The sequence below is a fragment of the Leucobacter faecis genome, from assembly GCF_054456695.2.
Window position 1 is genome coordinate 135,410 of sequence record NZ_JBTJER020000007.1, and the last position, 13,846, is coordinate 149,255.

The 13,846-nt window shown below is 64.4% G+C and carries 13 protein-coding genes; 2 read left to right on the top strand and 11 right to left on the bottom strand.

Annotation, left to right across the window (positions count from 1 at the left end):
- Positions 1-7 precede the first annotated feature (7 nt).
- Positions 8-580, bottom strand: coding sequence for a YceI family protein (locus tag ACXR2W_RS09470; protein WP_458812949.1), 573 nt, complete (start codon positions 578-580; stop codon positions 8-10).
- A gap of 366 nt (positions 581-946) precedes the next feature.
- Here ACXR2W_RS09470 and ACXR2W_RS09475 point away from each other — a divergent pair, with 366 nt between their 5' ends.
- Positions 947-2,926, top strand: coding sequence for an HNH endonuclease signature motif containing protein (locus ACXR2W_RS09475; RefSeq protein WP_489948844.1), 1,980 nt, complete (start codon positions 947-949; stop codon positions 2,924-2,926).
- Positions 2,927-2,932: 6 nt separating this feature from the next.
- Here the strand turns inward: ACXR2W_RS09475 and ACXR2W_RS09480 are convergent, their stop codons facing one another.
- From ACXR2W_RS09480 to ftsY, 10 genes are all read right to left on the bottom strand, one after another.
- Complete coding sequence (locus ACXR2W_RS09480; RefSeq protein WP_458816342.1) at positions 2,933-3,670, bottom strand: type 1 glutamine amidotransferase; 738 nt, start codon at positions 3,668-3,670, stop codon at positions 2,933-2,935.
- Entirely contained in the window at positions 3,667-5,010 is a 1,344-nt protein-coding gene (locus ACXR2W_RS09485) for a DUF1727 domain-containing protein (RefSeq protein ID WP_458816340.1), read from the bottom strand. The genes ACXR2W_RS09480 and ACXR2W_RS09485 overlap by 4 nt, the downstream gene beginning before the upstream one ends.
- 21 nt (positions 5,011-5,031) lie before the next feature.
- On the bottom strand, positions 5,032-5,769 hold the full coding sequence (gene trmD / locus ACXR2W_RS09490; protein WP_458816338.1) for a tRNA (guanosine(37)-N1)-methyltransferase TrmD: 738 nt from the start codon (positions 5,767-5,769) through the stop codon (positions 5,032-5,034).
- A complete protein-coding gene (gene rimM / locus ACXR2W_RS09495) occupies positions 5,766-6,377 on the bottom strand; it encodes a ribosome maturation factor RimM (RefSeq protein WP_458816336.1) in 612 nt (203 codons plus the stop codon). The genes trmD and rimM overlap by 4 nt, the downstream gene beginning before the upstream one ends.
- A complete protein-coding gene (locus ACXR2W_RS09500; protein ID WP_458816334.1) occupies positions 6,377-6,676 on the bottom strand; it encodes an RNA-binding protein in 300 nt (99 codons plus the stop codon). The genes rimM and ACXR2W_RS09500 overlap by 1 nt, the downstream gene beginning before the upstream one ends.
- Positions 6,677-6,681: 5 nt before the next feature.
- Complete coding sequence (gene rpsP, locus ACXR2W_RS09505; RefSeq protein ID WP_458816332.1) at positions 6,682-7,098, bottom strand: 30S ribosomal protein S16; 417 nt, start codon at positions 7,096-7,098, stop codon at positions 6,682-6,684.
- Positions 7,099-7,247: 149 nt separating this feature from the next.
- Positions 7,248-8,546 carry an alpha/beta fold hydrolase gene (locus tag ACXR2W_RS09510; protein WP_458816330.1) on the bottom strand — a complete coding sequence of 433 codons (1,299 nt, stop codon included), beginning with the start codon at positions 8,544-8,546 and terminating at the stop codon, positions 7,248-7,250.
- A gap of 3 nt (positions 8,547-8,549) precedes the next feature.
- A complete protein-coding gene (gene ffh / locus ACXR2W_RS09515) occupies positions 8,550-10,118 on the bottom strand; it encodes a signal recognition particle protein (RefSeq protein ID WP_458816328.1) in 1,569 nt (522 codons plus the stop codon).
- A gap of 38 nt (positions 10,119-10,156) precedes the next feature.
- On the bottom strand, positions 10,157-11,152 hold the full coding sequence (locus ACXR2W_RS09520; protein ID WP_458816326.1) for an SRPBCC family protein: 996 nt from the start codon (positions 11,150-11,152) through the stop codon (positions 10,157-10,159).
- Positions 11,153-11,286: 134 nt separating this feature from the next.
- Positions 11,287-12,162 (bottom strand): signal recognition particle-docking protein FtsY, encoded by an 876-nt coding sequence (ftsY, locus tag ACXR2W_RS09525; protein WP_458816324.1) that lies wholly within the window; start codon positions 12,160-12,162, stop codon positions 11,287-11,289.
- A gap of 276 nt (positions 12,163-12,438) precedes the next feature.
- Here ftsY and ACXR2W_RS09530 point away from each other — a divergent pair, with 276 nt between their 5' ends.
- Complete coding sequence (locus tag ACXR2W_RS09530; RefSeq protein WP_458816322.1) at positions 12,439-13,839, top strand: branched-chain amino acid ABC transporter permease; 1,401 nt, start codon at positions 12,439-12,441, stop codon at positions 13,837-13,839.
- Positions 13,840-13,846: the final 7 nt, after the last annotated feature.

Here is a 13,846-nt window from a genome sequence, read left to right on the forward strand (position 1 = left end):
CTGGCGATTACGCCTGCAGCGCCGCCTGTACGTCGAGCGTGATCGTGACGTCTGAACCGAGCAGCAGGCCGCCCTTTTCAAGCGGCGCGTTCCAGGTCAGACCGAAGTCCTCGCGCTTCACGACCGAGGTCGCGGTGAAGCCGACCTTGTAGTTTCCGTAGGGGTCCTCACCGAAGCCACCGAACTCGAAAGCGAAGCTGACGGGCTTCGTCACACCGCGCATCGTCAGCTCACCGTCCACGTAGAAGTCGCCGCCCTCGGCGCGTGCGCCGGTCGACACGAAGGAGAGCTCGGGGTGCTCGTCGGCCGCGAAGAAGTCGCCCGTACGCAGGTGCCCGTCACGGTTCTTCTCGTTCGTATTGATCGACGCCACCTCTGCCGAGGCCGTTACCTTCGAGTCGAGCGGGTTCTCGGCCGTCTCAAACGTGGCCGTGAAGTTCTCGAACTTGCCCTTTACCTTGCTGATCGCGAGGTGGCGCACCGAGAAACCAACTTCTGAGTGCGTGGGGTCAATGATCCAGGTACCTGCGCGGTAACCGGGAATCTGTGCTGCGGTGATCTGTGCTGCGGTGTTCGACATGCTGTGCCTTCCGAGTGTGACTAACAAAGTGTGACTAACAAAGTGAAGCGGCCAGGTTGTGCGGCCTCACATAGGGTCAACGGCACTTCAAGAATTTATATTCCCGTGCATCTAAATATTTTTTGTGCACGGCGAGATGCGGGCGCAACGTCGATTCACATGGATCACTGCAGCAGTGAATTATCTTCGTCCACAGGCCCTCTTTTCGGGGTCTCTACGTTCGAATCTGTGGATAACATTTCCCGAATATTTGTACGATTTGTGAGATAATAGATACATGACTCCCACCACCTCGCCCCAACTCCCGGCACACAGTGCGTGCCGGGAGCTGGGGCGAGTCACCGGCCGCTGGAGCGTGTTTGTATCATGACCGCTCACGCCCCGGGCCCTACTCCTCGCGCATCGCGCGGGGAAGGGGCCGGGGCGGGCCGTGGCCCGGGGCAGAAGAAGCCCCGCAAAGAACAGCGCGAACGGCGTCGTGACGGCCGCACCACGAACGAGGCCGTCACCTATGTTGAAGAACTCACGCGCATGCAACGGCGCATCGACCGCGACCGCATGGACGAATACGCCCGCCTCGTCGCGGTCGCGTCACATGACCGCTCCCCCGCCCAGCTCGGGCTGCGTTGCCTCCGGGCAGAGCTCGCGGCCGCGCTACACGTGAGTGAACACGCGGTCGAACGTGAACTCGACCTCGCCCACACCCTCGCCACCCGCTATGTCGCCACGAGTGAAGTGCTCGGGGCTGGGCTTGTCGGGTTGGCGCATGTGCGCGTGATCTGTGACGCGGGCACGATCATCGGATCAGGCGAGGGATCTGCCGTGCGGCACGCGAAGTACGAAGCGGCCGTGCTGAAGTACGCGATCGAAGAAACCCCGACCCGGTTGCAACCCATCGCGAAGCGGCTCGCCGAGGAATACGCTGAAGTGTCACTTGACGAGCGGCACGCGGCCGCCCGCAAGCGGCGCCGCATTGAAGTGGTTGACCGTGAAGACGGAATGGCCGAGCTGTACGCCTACCTGCCGGCCGAGATCGCGTACGCGATCAAAGACCGGGTGCAGCGCATCGCGAAACAAACCTGGACCGTCGAGGTCGTCACGGTCGAGGCTGAACGGCAGGCCGCCGCACGTGAAGACGCCGCCCGCGAAGCCGCCGCGCGCGAAGCAGCCGCGCGGGCTGCTGCCACCCAAGAGGCTGAGCAGGCAGGCGAGGCCAGCCAGGCAGGCCAGGCGGCAGAGCCGGCGCCGAGCCTGGCCGATCAGGTGACACCGGCGCGCACGCTCGACGAGGTGCGCGCCGACACCCTCGCCGAGCTGCTGCTCAACGGTAACCCGTACACCGAGCTTGATGTGAGCGACGGCAGCAAAGCAGCGCAGGTACCCAGTGGGTTCTTCGCGCACGTGCAGGTGATGGTGCCCATCGACTCGATCCCGGCCACCACAGACCTCGCCACCGACACCAGCGCCGCATCCCCGCGGCAGGTGTGTGAACTCGTGGGGTACGGGCCGATCGCTTCGCAGATCGCGCACGACATGCTTGCCCTCTCCCGCAACGTCTCCCGCGTGGACGAAGACGAGCACGGTAACGTGCTGCGCGTCGACCGCTATAAACCGACGAGGGCGATGCGTAACCTGTTGTGGGCGAGAGACCGCAGGTGCAGGTTTCCGGGCTGCACCCGGCTCCCCCAAACCAGCGACATGGACCACACGATCGCGTGGGAACACGGCGGCCCCACCACCACAACTAATTTACAACTGCTGTGCAAAGCACACCATTCCTTGAAACACGGCACGGATTGGCGGCCCGTGCAAGACCGCACGGGCACGGTGACGTGGAAGAGCCCGACCGGTCGGGTACACACGGACCGGCTCGCGGGCCGCCGCTACCCCCGCCCCGACACTGGCCCCGAGAACGGGCAGCCCGGCGATCTTGGGCCCGACCCTTGGGACGAGGCGCCAGCGGTGGCGCAGGAGTTCAGCGAGTTTTTGTGGTGGCGCCAAGCGAGTACGGAAGCAGACCGCCCAAAACCAGCAGAGACCACCCCGGCAGACACCACAGCACCCAAGCGCGAGGTGAGGTTCGTGACTGCCGACGGCACCGACGGCAGTGACGCAGGCACGGGCGATGAGGCTCGCAGCAGCGAAGCGACCAGCAACGACGCGACCGACTGCAGAGCCTGGCACAGCGGGTTCACGGTACGCGACCGGCTCACCGCCCTCGAGAAGCACGCCATCACCTGCGGCTGCAACTACCCCGAGTTCTGCGACCGCGACTGCGGCACCGAGCTCCGTGCAGAATACGAGCGCAGGGCCGCCCGCAGCGTCCCCAAAGAACAGCCGTTCTAGTGCTCTCTACCTGGGCCGGCGCTTCGCACTCTCACGAGCGCGCTCGGCTGTCTCGTCACGGCCCGCCGTCGGTGTGAACGCCCCATAACGCGCCTTCGCGGCCTCCCCAATCAAGAAGTCACTGACGGCGGGGTTCTTCGGCAGCAGCGAACCATGTAGGTACGTGCCAATCACGTTGCCGCTGCGCGCACCCTCCACGCCCGAAGTGGGGTTGTTGCCGGCTCCCTGCAGCACGCGCCCAAACGGGCGTGAACCGTCACCGAGCGTGGTGTTACCGCTGTGGTTCTCGTAGCCAATCACCTCGCCCAGCTCTCCCGCGTCGAGCACAATGTTGCCAATCATGCGGTCGCTGCCGCCCCGAGTCTCAACGTCGAGCACGCCAATACCCTCGAGCGTCTCCCCTGTGTGGGTGATGAACCGGTGCCCAAATAGCTGGTAAAGACCGCACACCAGCAGCATCGGAGTGCCACGTTCAGCGAGTGCGTGAAACTCCTCCCGTCGGCTCACCAGGTCAACTGCAACGCGGCCCTGACCTGAGTCTTGGCCGCCTCCGCCGATCACAATATCGACGTGTTCAGGCAACTGGTCGCCCGGATTCAGTTCGACAACCACGGGCTCAAAACCGTGGGCTCGAGCGCGCCTGGTAAGAGCGAGCACATTGCCGCGGTCGCCATAAATGTTCATGTCGCGCGGGTAGAGCGAGAGAATGACGAGTTCGCGCGTCGTTTCGTTTGCTGCGGTCACCAGATGTCCTCCACGTCGGTAATGAGCGCGAGTGCGCGACGCAGCTCGAGCATGGCGGTGTACGTGCAGTAGATGCGCCGTGGCTGCCCCGGGGTGCGCTCGCGAAAGGCCGAAAGCGCACGCCCCAGGTCTTCTTCCACAAGCCCGGTCGCCACGTCATCGTGCTCCAGACGCAGCACCATGTCCCAGGCACGGGTGCCCGAAACAGTGTCTACGCCGATACCACTACCGGCGGCCGCCAAGCTCGAGAAATCGACGTCCCACAGCCAAGACATGTCTCGGCCATCGGCATACTCGTCGTTGATGGCAATCATGGTCGCCACCCCAGCCGCTTCGAACGAAGCGAGCCCGAGACGAAAGCCAGAGGGGTTCTTCACCAGCACCAGTTCGAGAGGCTGGCCGTCGAGCGTGAGCTGCTCGCCCCGACCAAACGCGGGGCGTACCTGTGACAGCGCTTCGACAATCGCGCTGGTGTCGGCCGACGGCTGCTGGACGGCCGAATGCCCGGGCTGTGGCCCGGCCGCGAGGATCATGCGCACGGTCGACAGCGCGGCGGCAGCGTTAAAGGTGTTGTAGAGGCCTTCAAGCTTCAGAGTGGTGCTGTAGGCCTCGCCGTCCATTTCGAACGTGGCGGCGTGGTCGCCGAGCACGGTGAGCGTCACATCTGCGGGGCGCGCACTAGCGGCGGCGACAACCTGCGCGGCTTCCCCCGCATGAAAGTCGTCGTCACTCGGAAAAGTCGCAAGCAGGTCGGGTGCCAGCCCGAACGCACGTACCTCGGGGGCGGCGCCGCGGCCACGCGTGCGTTCCCCGATCATTGCGACGAGCGGATCCTCACGATTCACGACAAGGCCGCCCGTGGTGGCATCTGCGATGCGCTGCAGATACCGCGCCGTCGTGTCTATCTCCCCAAAGCGATCAAGCTGGTCACGCAGCACGTTCAGCAGCAGCGTAAAACGAGGCGGCACGCGGTCAATGAAGTACATTGCGTGCGCTTCGTCGAGCTCGAGCACAGCGATGTCGGCATTGATCCGGCCCCGGATCGTGCTTTCCTGGATCGCCGCAGCGACGACCCCGCGCGAAAAATTTGAGCCGGTCTTGTTGGTAAACACCCGCAGGCCACGAGCCTCAAGCATCTCGACAACCATCTTGGTGGTTGTCGTTTTGCCATTGGTGCCGCTCACGGCAACGACCCCGTACGGGAGTCGGCCGAGTACGCGCCCGAGGTACCCCGGGTCGATTTTTTCTACAACGAGGCCGGGTAGAGCCGAGCCGCCGCCGCGCAGCCGCGCCACTTGGCGTACGGCTTTACCGACGGCGGCCGAAATCACATCACGCATGCGTTCAAGCCTAGTGGCGCGCTAGTCTGCCGCGTGACGGCCGCGCGACTCACCGCGCAGTTCACGCGACAGCAGGTCGGGGCGCACACGGCGGGTACGCTCGACACGCGCCTCATGCCGCCACTTGTCAATCGCGGCGTGGTTGCCTCCGAGCAGCACGGCCGGGATCTCACGGTCGCGCCACGAAGCGGGCTTTGTGTAGCTCGGGTATTCGAGCAGCCCGTCCTCCTCGTGCGACTCCTCGACGAGGCTTTGCGGGTTCCCCACGACGCCTGGCACGAGTCGGCCGATCGCTTCGATCATGGCGATCGAGGCGACCTCGCCGCCGTTGAGCACGTAGTCACCGATGCTCACGAGGCGCACCCGGCCGCGGGCCGAGTACTCATCAAACACGCGCTGATCGATGCCCTCGTAACGGCCGCAGCCAAACACGAGGTGCGGTTCTTGCGCGAGCTCGTGCGCCATCTTTTGGTTAAACACGTCACCGGCGGGCGACGGGAAGATGATGACGGGGCCGTCTGAAGAGTCGCCGTCCTCGATAATTCCGTCGAGAGCTTCGCCCCAGGGTTCGGGCTTCATCACCATGCCTGCGCCGCCGCCCGCGGGCGTGTCGTCTACCTTACGGTGCTTATCGTGAGCGTGGTCGCGCAGGTTGTGCACGCGCAGGTCGAGCAGCCCCTTGTCTTTCGCCTTGCCGAGCAGTGACAGCTCGAGCGCGGCGAAAAACTCGGGAAAGATGGTTACAACGTCGACCCTCACGCGTCACCCCGCGCGATTTCGGCCTCGGTCTCATCGAACAGTCCTGTGGGCGGGGTCACGTGTACGACACCGCCTTCAATATCGACGCTCGGCACGATCGCCTCAACGAACGGCACGAGCACCGTGCCGTTGGGCGTGGTTACCGAGAGCAGATCCTGTGCTGGGAAGTGTTGCACTTCTGCAACCTTGCCGAGCACTTCAGGGCCGTTCTCACTGTCACGTACGACATCAAGACCGACGAGCTGGTGGTCATACCATGCATCATCTTCATGCCCCTCAGCCACGGCCTGCTCATCGATCCACAGGATCGCGCGCACAATGCTTTCTGCCGCGGTACGGTCGGGCACCTCGTTGAAGAATCCGACGGGAGACTCGTTGAACCAGCGCAGCTCACGCATCGTGATCGTGCGGCCAAACCAGTCAGAGTCGGTGGGTACCTGCAGGTGAAACACTGCGCCTGGCACAAACCGCAGCTCGGGGTTATCGGTGAAGAGCTCGAGCTTGAGCCCTCCCTTGAGTCCGTGGGGCTTTGTCAGTCGGCCAACGCGCAAGCTCCCCGCCCCGCTAGCGGGACGGGGAGCTTGCGCGCGCCCTGAGGCGTCGGCCATCAGACGCCAGCCTCGGCAGAGTTATGCGTGGCATCAACCACGGCTGCATCAACCACGTCGGTGTCGATGACGTCGACGCGCACGCGACCCGTCTCAGACAGCGCCGACACAACGGTGCGCAGCGATGACGCAGTGCGGCCGCCGCGACCGATCACGCGGCCCAGGTCGCTCGGGTGCACGCGCACCTCGAGCACCTCGCCGCGACCAGTGTCGCGCGAGTCTACCCGCACCTGATCTGGGTGCGTGGAAATACCGCGCACCAGGTGGTCGAGCGCCTCAGCGAGCGCCTGTTCAGCCAAGGGTCTTACGCCTCGGTGGTCTCAGCTGCTGCTTCCTCAGCGGGAGCCTCAGCCGGTGCCTCTGCGGGCTTCTCAGCCTTGGGGCGCAGAACGGTCTTCTTTGCAGCGTCTGCCTCGAAGGGAACCTTTGCCTCGGGTGCCTTCACCAGCGACTCGGTGTTGCCCTCGCCGGTGTGCTTGCCCCAGTCGCCGGTCAGCTTGAGCAGCGCAGCAACCTGCTCGGTGGGCTGTGCGCCCACGCTGAGCCAGTACTGAGCGCGATCCGAGTCGATCTCGATGAACGAGGGGTTCTCGGTGGGGTGGTACTTGCCGATCTCCTCGATGACGCGGCCGTCACGCTTGGTGCGCGAATCTGCAACGACAACACGGTAGAAGGGTGCGCGGATCTTACCGAAGCGCTTGAGGCGAATCTTGACAGCCATGAGTGACTCCTTGAATTGAATGGCACAGCACCTGGCGCACATCCAAGGAGTGGGCCGGCGTGAAAACCTTAGGCACGCGTATTTCGCGAACTCGTCAATTTTGCCACAATCAAACCAAAATCGCAATTTATGTTGCGATCAGGTGTTTTCTAACCCAGGCGCCGCTCAAGTGCAGTGAATAGCCGCTCGGCGACACCGTCGTGGTGCACACCATCGTGTTCAAACTCGTTGGTGACCCACGCATGTAGGCCACCCACGGAGCTAGCGGTCTCAAGCGAGAGCCCCGCGTCGACGTACATGTCGTCAAAGTAGACAGCAGCTTCGACCGGCACCTCGTTCGCAGCGAGTCGGGCAGCGTCATACAGCGAGATCGGCCACTGCCTCTCGGCAAGCTCGTGAACCGCAGCACGAAAACCGCGCAACGCCCGTACTTCATCAAACATCCACGGAAACGCCATCTCGCCCGTGAAAAGTAGCGGCCGACACTCCGCAGCAAACTCGGGTCGCTCTTCGAGCGCACGCTGCGCAGCCCAGGCGGTGGGGCCGGGCCCATAGATGCTCTCTTGCAGTGCCATGTAGAGCGGTGCCATCGCATGTGACGTCGCCACTCCCACAGCCTCGATAAACGTGTCGCTCAGACGCGTTTCAGCGGCGTCACTGAACGCCTCATCGAACAACCAGTGCACCCGGTCGAAACCCGGCCCCATGCCGAAGTCACCGCCGAGTGTTTGCAGCCTGCGTACGGTAAGCAAGTCCCCGTCGGGCAGGTACGTTTGCCCTTCAGCGAGCAGATCGGCCACGCGGCCAACACGATCGGCGAGGTGCGGCAGCTGCGCGGCAAAGGCCCTGTTCTTATCGGCGACGCGCGGAAACGTGCGGCGGTAGACCTCATCTGGGCACGGGTCGAGCGCTGGCAGCCCACCCGTGATCGCAGAAGCAACGAGCGCCTCGGGTGCGACCGTCAGGTAGTGTAGCGTCAAGAAGCCGCCATAGCTCTGCCCGAGGCTCCACCACTGCCGGCCCTCGTAGTGCGCGTGGCGAATCGCCTCAAAATCACGCACGATCGAGTCGACCCTGTGCAAGGAAAGCCGCCGCGCCCCTTCGGCCGCGGGTAGCCGCGCAAATTCGCGACCCGACAGCGGGGTCGAACGGCCTGTGCCGCGCTGATCCGGCACGATGACACGAAACCGCTTGAGCGCCGCGCCCAGCCACGCAGTGGGGGCGAGCGGCCGGGGGCCTTTGCCCCCGGGGCCGCCCTGCAGGTGCACGAGCAGCGGCAGATCTTCGCTGCGTTTCTCGGCGGCGACGAGCTCGCGTGCAAACACGCGAATCGTCTCGCCCTCGGGGTCGCGCCAGTCAAGCGGCACGGTCGTCCAGACGTCGCGGGCGACAATCTGCGTGCCGATGAAATACTCTGCGCCTCGCTGCGCGCGACCCCCGGGAGACATGGCCTAGCGCAGCCCCTTGCCCAGCATCTGCTGCAGCTTCGCGAGCTCCTCTTCGCTCGGTGCGGCAGCCGCGCCGCCCCCGCCGAGGCCAAAGCCAGCGCCTGCGGGCGCCGCGGCCGAAGCAGCCTCGAGACCTGCGGCCTGCTGTGCGCGCTTGGCCGGGTTACCCGACTGCTTCTTGCCCTTGCCCTTGGCCTGCTGCTTCTTCTTACCGCCGTGACCGCCCACGCCGGGCATCGGCCCCATGCCGGGAATCTGCGGCACGCCGCCCTTCGCGACGGTCTTCATCATCTTGGCCGCCTGCTCGAAGCGCTGCACGAGCTGGTTCACGTCGGTCACGGTCATGCCCGAGCCCTTCGCGATGCGCAGGCGGCGCGATCCGTTGAGCATCTTGGGGTTCGCGCGCTCGGCCTTCGTCATCGACTGAATGATCGCCTCAGTGTGTACGATCTCGCGCTCGTCGAAGTTGTCGAGCTGCTCCTTCATCTTGCCCATGCCTGGCAGCATGCCCATCATCTTCTTGATGGAGCCGGCCTTGCGCAGCTGCTGCATTTGGCCGAGGAAGTCATCGAGCGTGAACGCGTCTTTCGCGATCTTCTCGGCGACCTTCATCGCCTCTTCTTCATCGAAGGCGCTCTGCGCCTGTTCGATGAGGGTGAGAATATCGCCGAGGTCAAGAATGCGGCTCGCCATGCGGTCGGGGTGGAACGGCTCGAAATCGCCCAGGCCCTCGCCCGTCGAGGCGAACAGAATGGGTCGGCCCGTCACGCTCCGGATCGATAGTGCGGCGCCGCCGCGCGCATCGCCGTCGAGCTTCGTGAGTACCACGCCTGTGAAATCGACGCCGTCTTGGAACGCCTTCGCTGTCGCGACTGCGTCTTGACCGATCATCGCATCGATAACGAACAGCACCTCGTCGGGGTTCGTCGCCTTGCGAATGTTCGACGCCTGCTTCATGAGCTCTTCGTCGACACCGAGACGACCGGCCGTATCGATGATCACGAAGTCGTGCTGCTTGGCCTTCGCTTCAGCGACGCCCGCCTTCGCAACCTTGACCGGGTCGCCTACTCCGTTGCCCGGCTCGGGGGCGTAAATGCCCACGCCCGCCTGTTCGGCGACAACGCCCAACTGGGTAACAGCGTTAGGGCGCTGCAGGTCACAGGCGACGAGCAGCGGGGTGTGCCCCTGACCCTTCAGCCACTTCGCAAGCTTACCCGCGAGGGTCGTCTTACCTGCGCCCTGCAGGCCCGCGAGCATTATGACGGTGGGCGGGTTCTTCGCGAACTCGAGGCGACGCTGCTCGCCGCCGAGAATCTCAACGAGCTCCTCGTTGACGATCTGCACAACCTGCTGGGCGGGGTTAAGCGCCTGGTTGACCTCGTCACCGAGGGCGCGCTCGCGCACCTTGCCCGTGAACGCTTTAACGACGTCGAGCGCGACGTCGGCCTCGAGCAGAGCGCGACGAATCTCACGCACCGTGCTGTCAACGTCAGACGCCGACAGCTTGCCCTTCGAGCGAAGGTTCTTGAAAGTGTCGGTGAGCCGCGCAGAGAGGTTTCCGAAAGTAGCCATAGTGCTTCTGATTCTAGCGCTCTCGCGCACAAGACCGCTTACATGGCCGGAAGCACCTCCCGCTCCAGCCGAGCGTAGCTCTCTTCCATTCCCGCGAGCATGCCCTGTTTGAGCGCGGCCGCCCTGTGGGCAGCACTCGAATAGGTGATGACCAGAGTCAGCAGGGCTCCTCCCGAGTGGGAGCGAAGTGTCAGTTCGTTGTGTGCGCGCACCTGCTCATGGCCTATTTGGGCTTCGCTCGCGACTTCGCGATAGGGCGGTTCTGTTTCGAGTACGACTCCGGTGCTCCCGAAGACGCTACCCTCGGTCGGCCCGGTGCTCGGAGTCACCCGTTCCCACTCGTACCGGTAGGACTCTCCCACGCGCCTAGCGGTCTGGCAGGCCACCATCTTCCACTCGTCACCGCCGTGCATCCAGCCCCGCACAAGGTGCGCATCATGATGCGCTTGCCACACGTCCTCGGGAGACCCGTGAAGCACCCGGCAGATGCGCAGCTGCGCGGTGCCGAGCTCCTGGGCGGTAACGGGTTGACCGGCTGAAAAACTCGCTTCGTCTGTGACGATCTCGTCTATTTGTTCCATCGCAGACCGCATGTCCGCTTCGATTCCCATGTCGAGCAACTCTTCGAGCGCCTGGACGCTAGCGAACCGAGACCGCGTCACCAGTCGCGCGCCCGTGCTCGTCTCGGTGAATTCAAACCGCATGCGCACGGTTGGCAGGGCCGAGTTCGGTGTGCCGTCTTCGTGGGCAAACCCGTCTTCAACTTCAAACGCTACGGGCGCGTCGACCAAACGCCAGCGCCAATACCCCGCGCTTGCGTCGCCACGCTCGCTGGTCATCACGTAGCTCGAAAGCCCGCCCGCATACCCGTCGTGCCGGTAAAACACGGCTGGGAACTCGGGAGGTCCCCAAAACTTTTCAATCTGCCGTGGGTCGAGGTACGAATCCCAGAGCCTGCGTCTGTCGACCGGATAATCTGCTGTGACGGTCAGCGTCAACGCTTCCCGATCCAGGTCCACCTGTGAGATGGGCATGATGCGACCTCTCTGCCGTTGTGAGTGGACGCTACGCCATGCACCCCGGCCGCACCATGGGGGTGCGGCCGGCTACATGCAGGAGTACAATCACACGCCACTGCAGGCAGTCAGAATCGGGTTGGGCAGTACCGCTACCCGACGAGCTGCTGCGCAAACACGTGCGGTGTGAAGCCGGTCAGGTCACCGATGCCCTCGCCCTGGCCGACGAGCTTGATCGCGAGCCCCGTCTTCTGCTGCACCGACAACACAAAGCCACCCTTGGCAGACCCGTCGAGCTTAGTGAGCACGAGCCCGGTGACGCCAGCGTGCTCGATGAAAGCCTCGGCCTGCGCGAGACCATTCTGGCCGGTCGTCGCGTCGAGCACCAGTAGCACCTCGGCGACGGGCGCCAGCTTTTCGATCACGCGGCGCACCTTGCCGAGCTCGTCCATCAGGCCGCCCTTGGTCTGCAGCCGTCCCGCGGTGTCGATGATGGCGATGTCGTAGCTCTCATCGATCGCGCGCTGCACGGTCTGAAACGCGACCGACGCGGGGTCTTGCCCCTGTTGCTGCGGCTTCACAATGTCGACGCCCGCCCGATCGGCCCAGGTGGCGAGCTGCTCGACGGCCGCGGCACGGAACGTGTCGGCGGCGCCCACGATGATCTTCTTGTCGAAGGCCGTGAGATACTTCGCGAACTTGCCGATCGTGGTCGTCTTGCCGACGCCGTTGACTCCCACTACGAGAATCACGGCGGGCCGGTCAGACAGCTTAAGCGTCGGATCGTACGCCGCCAGCTTCTCTTCGATCGCGTCGCGCAGCATGCGCCGCATCTCTTTTACCTCGGTGACACGGTGACGCTGCACGTCTTCGCGCACCTGGCCCAGAATCTCGTCGGTGACGTCTGGCCCGAAGTCGGCGGTGATGAGCGCCGTTTCGAGGTCGTCCCACGTCTCATCGGTGATGAGTTCGGGGCCGCTGAAGATGCCACGAAACGCTTTTGAAAAAGACCAGGATCGCTCTGCCATACCCTCGATCCTACCGGTGTAGGCGGCGCCACTTCTCCCCCGCGAGCCGCCACGGGAAGCCACAGAACTACCCGGCGCGTCGCCGCATCAAATTGCACCATGCCGACGAGTGTGGCGCGCAGGGCCCCGCGACTCCGCTATATTCACTGACAACCGACTGTGTGCGCCAATGCAGGCCACACAGTCGCAATCGCATTCGCAGCTCGATGGAAAACGACCAACGGAGGTCACGTGATCCTCACCCCGCACAGAAGCGGGGCGCCCATACGGCGCTTCATGCTTCTGCTCTGCATCGGTTTACTCGCCGTGTTTGGCCTCTCGTCCCTCGCAATGCCCCCGGCCCACGCCGTCACTTGCACGCCTGACGCGGCGACGGCCTGCATTCAGGGCATCATCAAAACGAGCGACGGTGACCCGGCGCCCGGCGTCGGGCTCGAACTGAACGACGGTGAGCAGCAGGTTGCCACCGACGAGGCCGGGCGCTGGGCGTTCTCGGTTGACGCCGACGGCGAGTACACCGTCACTCTCGATACGGGCACGCTGCCCGACGGCCAGTTCGCCAAGGGCGCTGACAGCCGCACGCTCACCGCGAAGCTGTACACCTCGTCGAGCGCACTGTTTCCGTTGACCGACGACGAGAGCGCGGCCGCGCCCGCACCCGGCAGCGGCGGCACGAGCGGCACGAGCGGCACAGGCACGGACACCGGGAGCACCCAAAAGCCGGCCAACACCAACCAGTCAGGCGGCGACGGGGCAAGCGCCAACCAGACCGCCACCGAGGCGAGCGGTGCGGGCTTCTCGTGGCCGAGGTTCTGGCAGCAGTCGGCGTCTGGCCTGCGCATGGGACTCTTGCTGTCGCTTGCGGCCGTCGGCCTCTCCCTCGTCTACGGCACGACGGGCATGACGAACTTCGCGCACGCCGAGATGATGTCGATGGGCGGCATTCTCGCGTTCCTCTTCATGGGCCTCACAGGCAACATCTGGCTCGCCGGCGGCATCTCGTTCGTGCTACTCGCCGCCTTCGGTTGGGTGCAAGACGCGGGGCTGTGGAAGCCGCTGCGCAAGAAGCGGCTCAGCCTCATGCAGCTGATGATCGTTTCGATCGGTCTGTCGATTGTGCTGCAGAACGTGTTTCAGTTCTTCTTTGGCGCGAACATTCTGCGCATCGACCCGAGCACTCCGAAGACCGTCACGCTCCTCGGGGTCACCCTTACGGTGCAGTCGTACGTGGCGATGGCGATCGCACTCGTCGCGATCATCGGGGTGGGGCTCGCGCTCAAGTACACGCGGTTTGGCCGCGCCACCCGCGCCGTGTCAGACAATCCAGCCCTCGCCGAGGCGTCGGGTATCAACGTCGACCAGGTGATTCGCGTCGTGTGGGTGGCAAGCTCGGCCCTCGCGGGTCTCTCGGGTGTGCTGCTCGGGCTCGTACTCAACGGCATCTCGTGGAACACCGGCTGGCACTACCTGCTGCTGTTGTTTGCGGCCGTCGTGCTCGGCGGCATTGGCACCGCGTTTGGCGCGATCATCGGCTCGATGATCATCGGCTACATCATCGAGGTCGCAAACATTTGGCTGCCGGGCGATCTGAAGCAGGCTGCCGCTCTCTTCATTCTTATCGTTGTGCTGCTGGTGCGCCCGCAGGGCATCTTCGGCCGTAAAGAACGCATCGGTTAGGGGCCAT

Excerpts from the sequence above, each read along its gene's own strand:
- ffh (WP_458816328.1), bottom strand. The coding sequence starts at position 10,118 with ATGGCTACTTTCGGAAACCTCTCTGCGCGGCTCACCGACACTTTCAAG.
- ACXR2W_RS09475 (WP_489948844.1), top strand. The coding sequence starts at position 947 with ATGACCGCTCACGCCCCGGGCCCTACTCCTCGCGCATCGCGCGGGGAA.
- ACXR2W_RS09510 (WP_458816330.1), bottom strand. The coding sequence starts at position 8,546 with ATGTCTCCCGGGGGTCGCGCGCAGCGAGGCGCAGAGTATTTCATCGGC.
- ACXR2W_RS09470 (WP_458812949.1), bottom strand. The coding sequence starts at position 580 with ATGTCGAACACCGCAGCACAGATCACCGCAGCACAGATTCCCGGTTAC.
- rimM (WP_458816336.1), bottom strand. The coding sequence starts at position 6,377 with ATGGCCGACGCCTCAGGGCGCGCGCAAGCTCCCCGTCCCGCTAGCGGG.
- ACXR2W_RS09520 (WP_458816326.1), bottom strand. The coding sequence starts at position 11,152 with ATGCCCATCTCACAGGTGGACCTGGATCGGGAAGCGTTGACGCTGACC.
- rpsP (WP_458816332.1), bottom strand. The coding sequence starts at position 7,098 with ATGGCTGTCAAGATTCGCCTCAAGCGCTTCGGTAAGATCCGCGCACCC.
- ACXR2W_RS09485 (WP_458816340.1), bottom strand. The coding sequence starts at position 5,010 with ATGCGTGATGTGATTTCGGCCGCCGTCGGTAAAGCCGTACGCCAAGTG.
- ftsY (WP_458816324.1), bottom strand. The coding sequence starts at position 12,162 with ATGGCAGAGCGATCCTGGTCTTTTTCAAAAGCGTTTCGTGGCATCTTC.
- ACXR2W_RS09530 (WP_458816322.1), top strand. The coding sequence starts at position 12,439 with ATGCTTCTGCTCTGCATCGGTTTACTCGCCGTGTTTGGCCTCTCGTCC.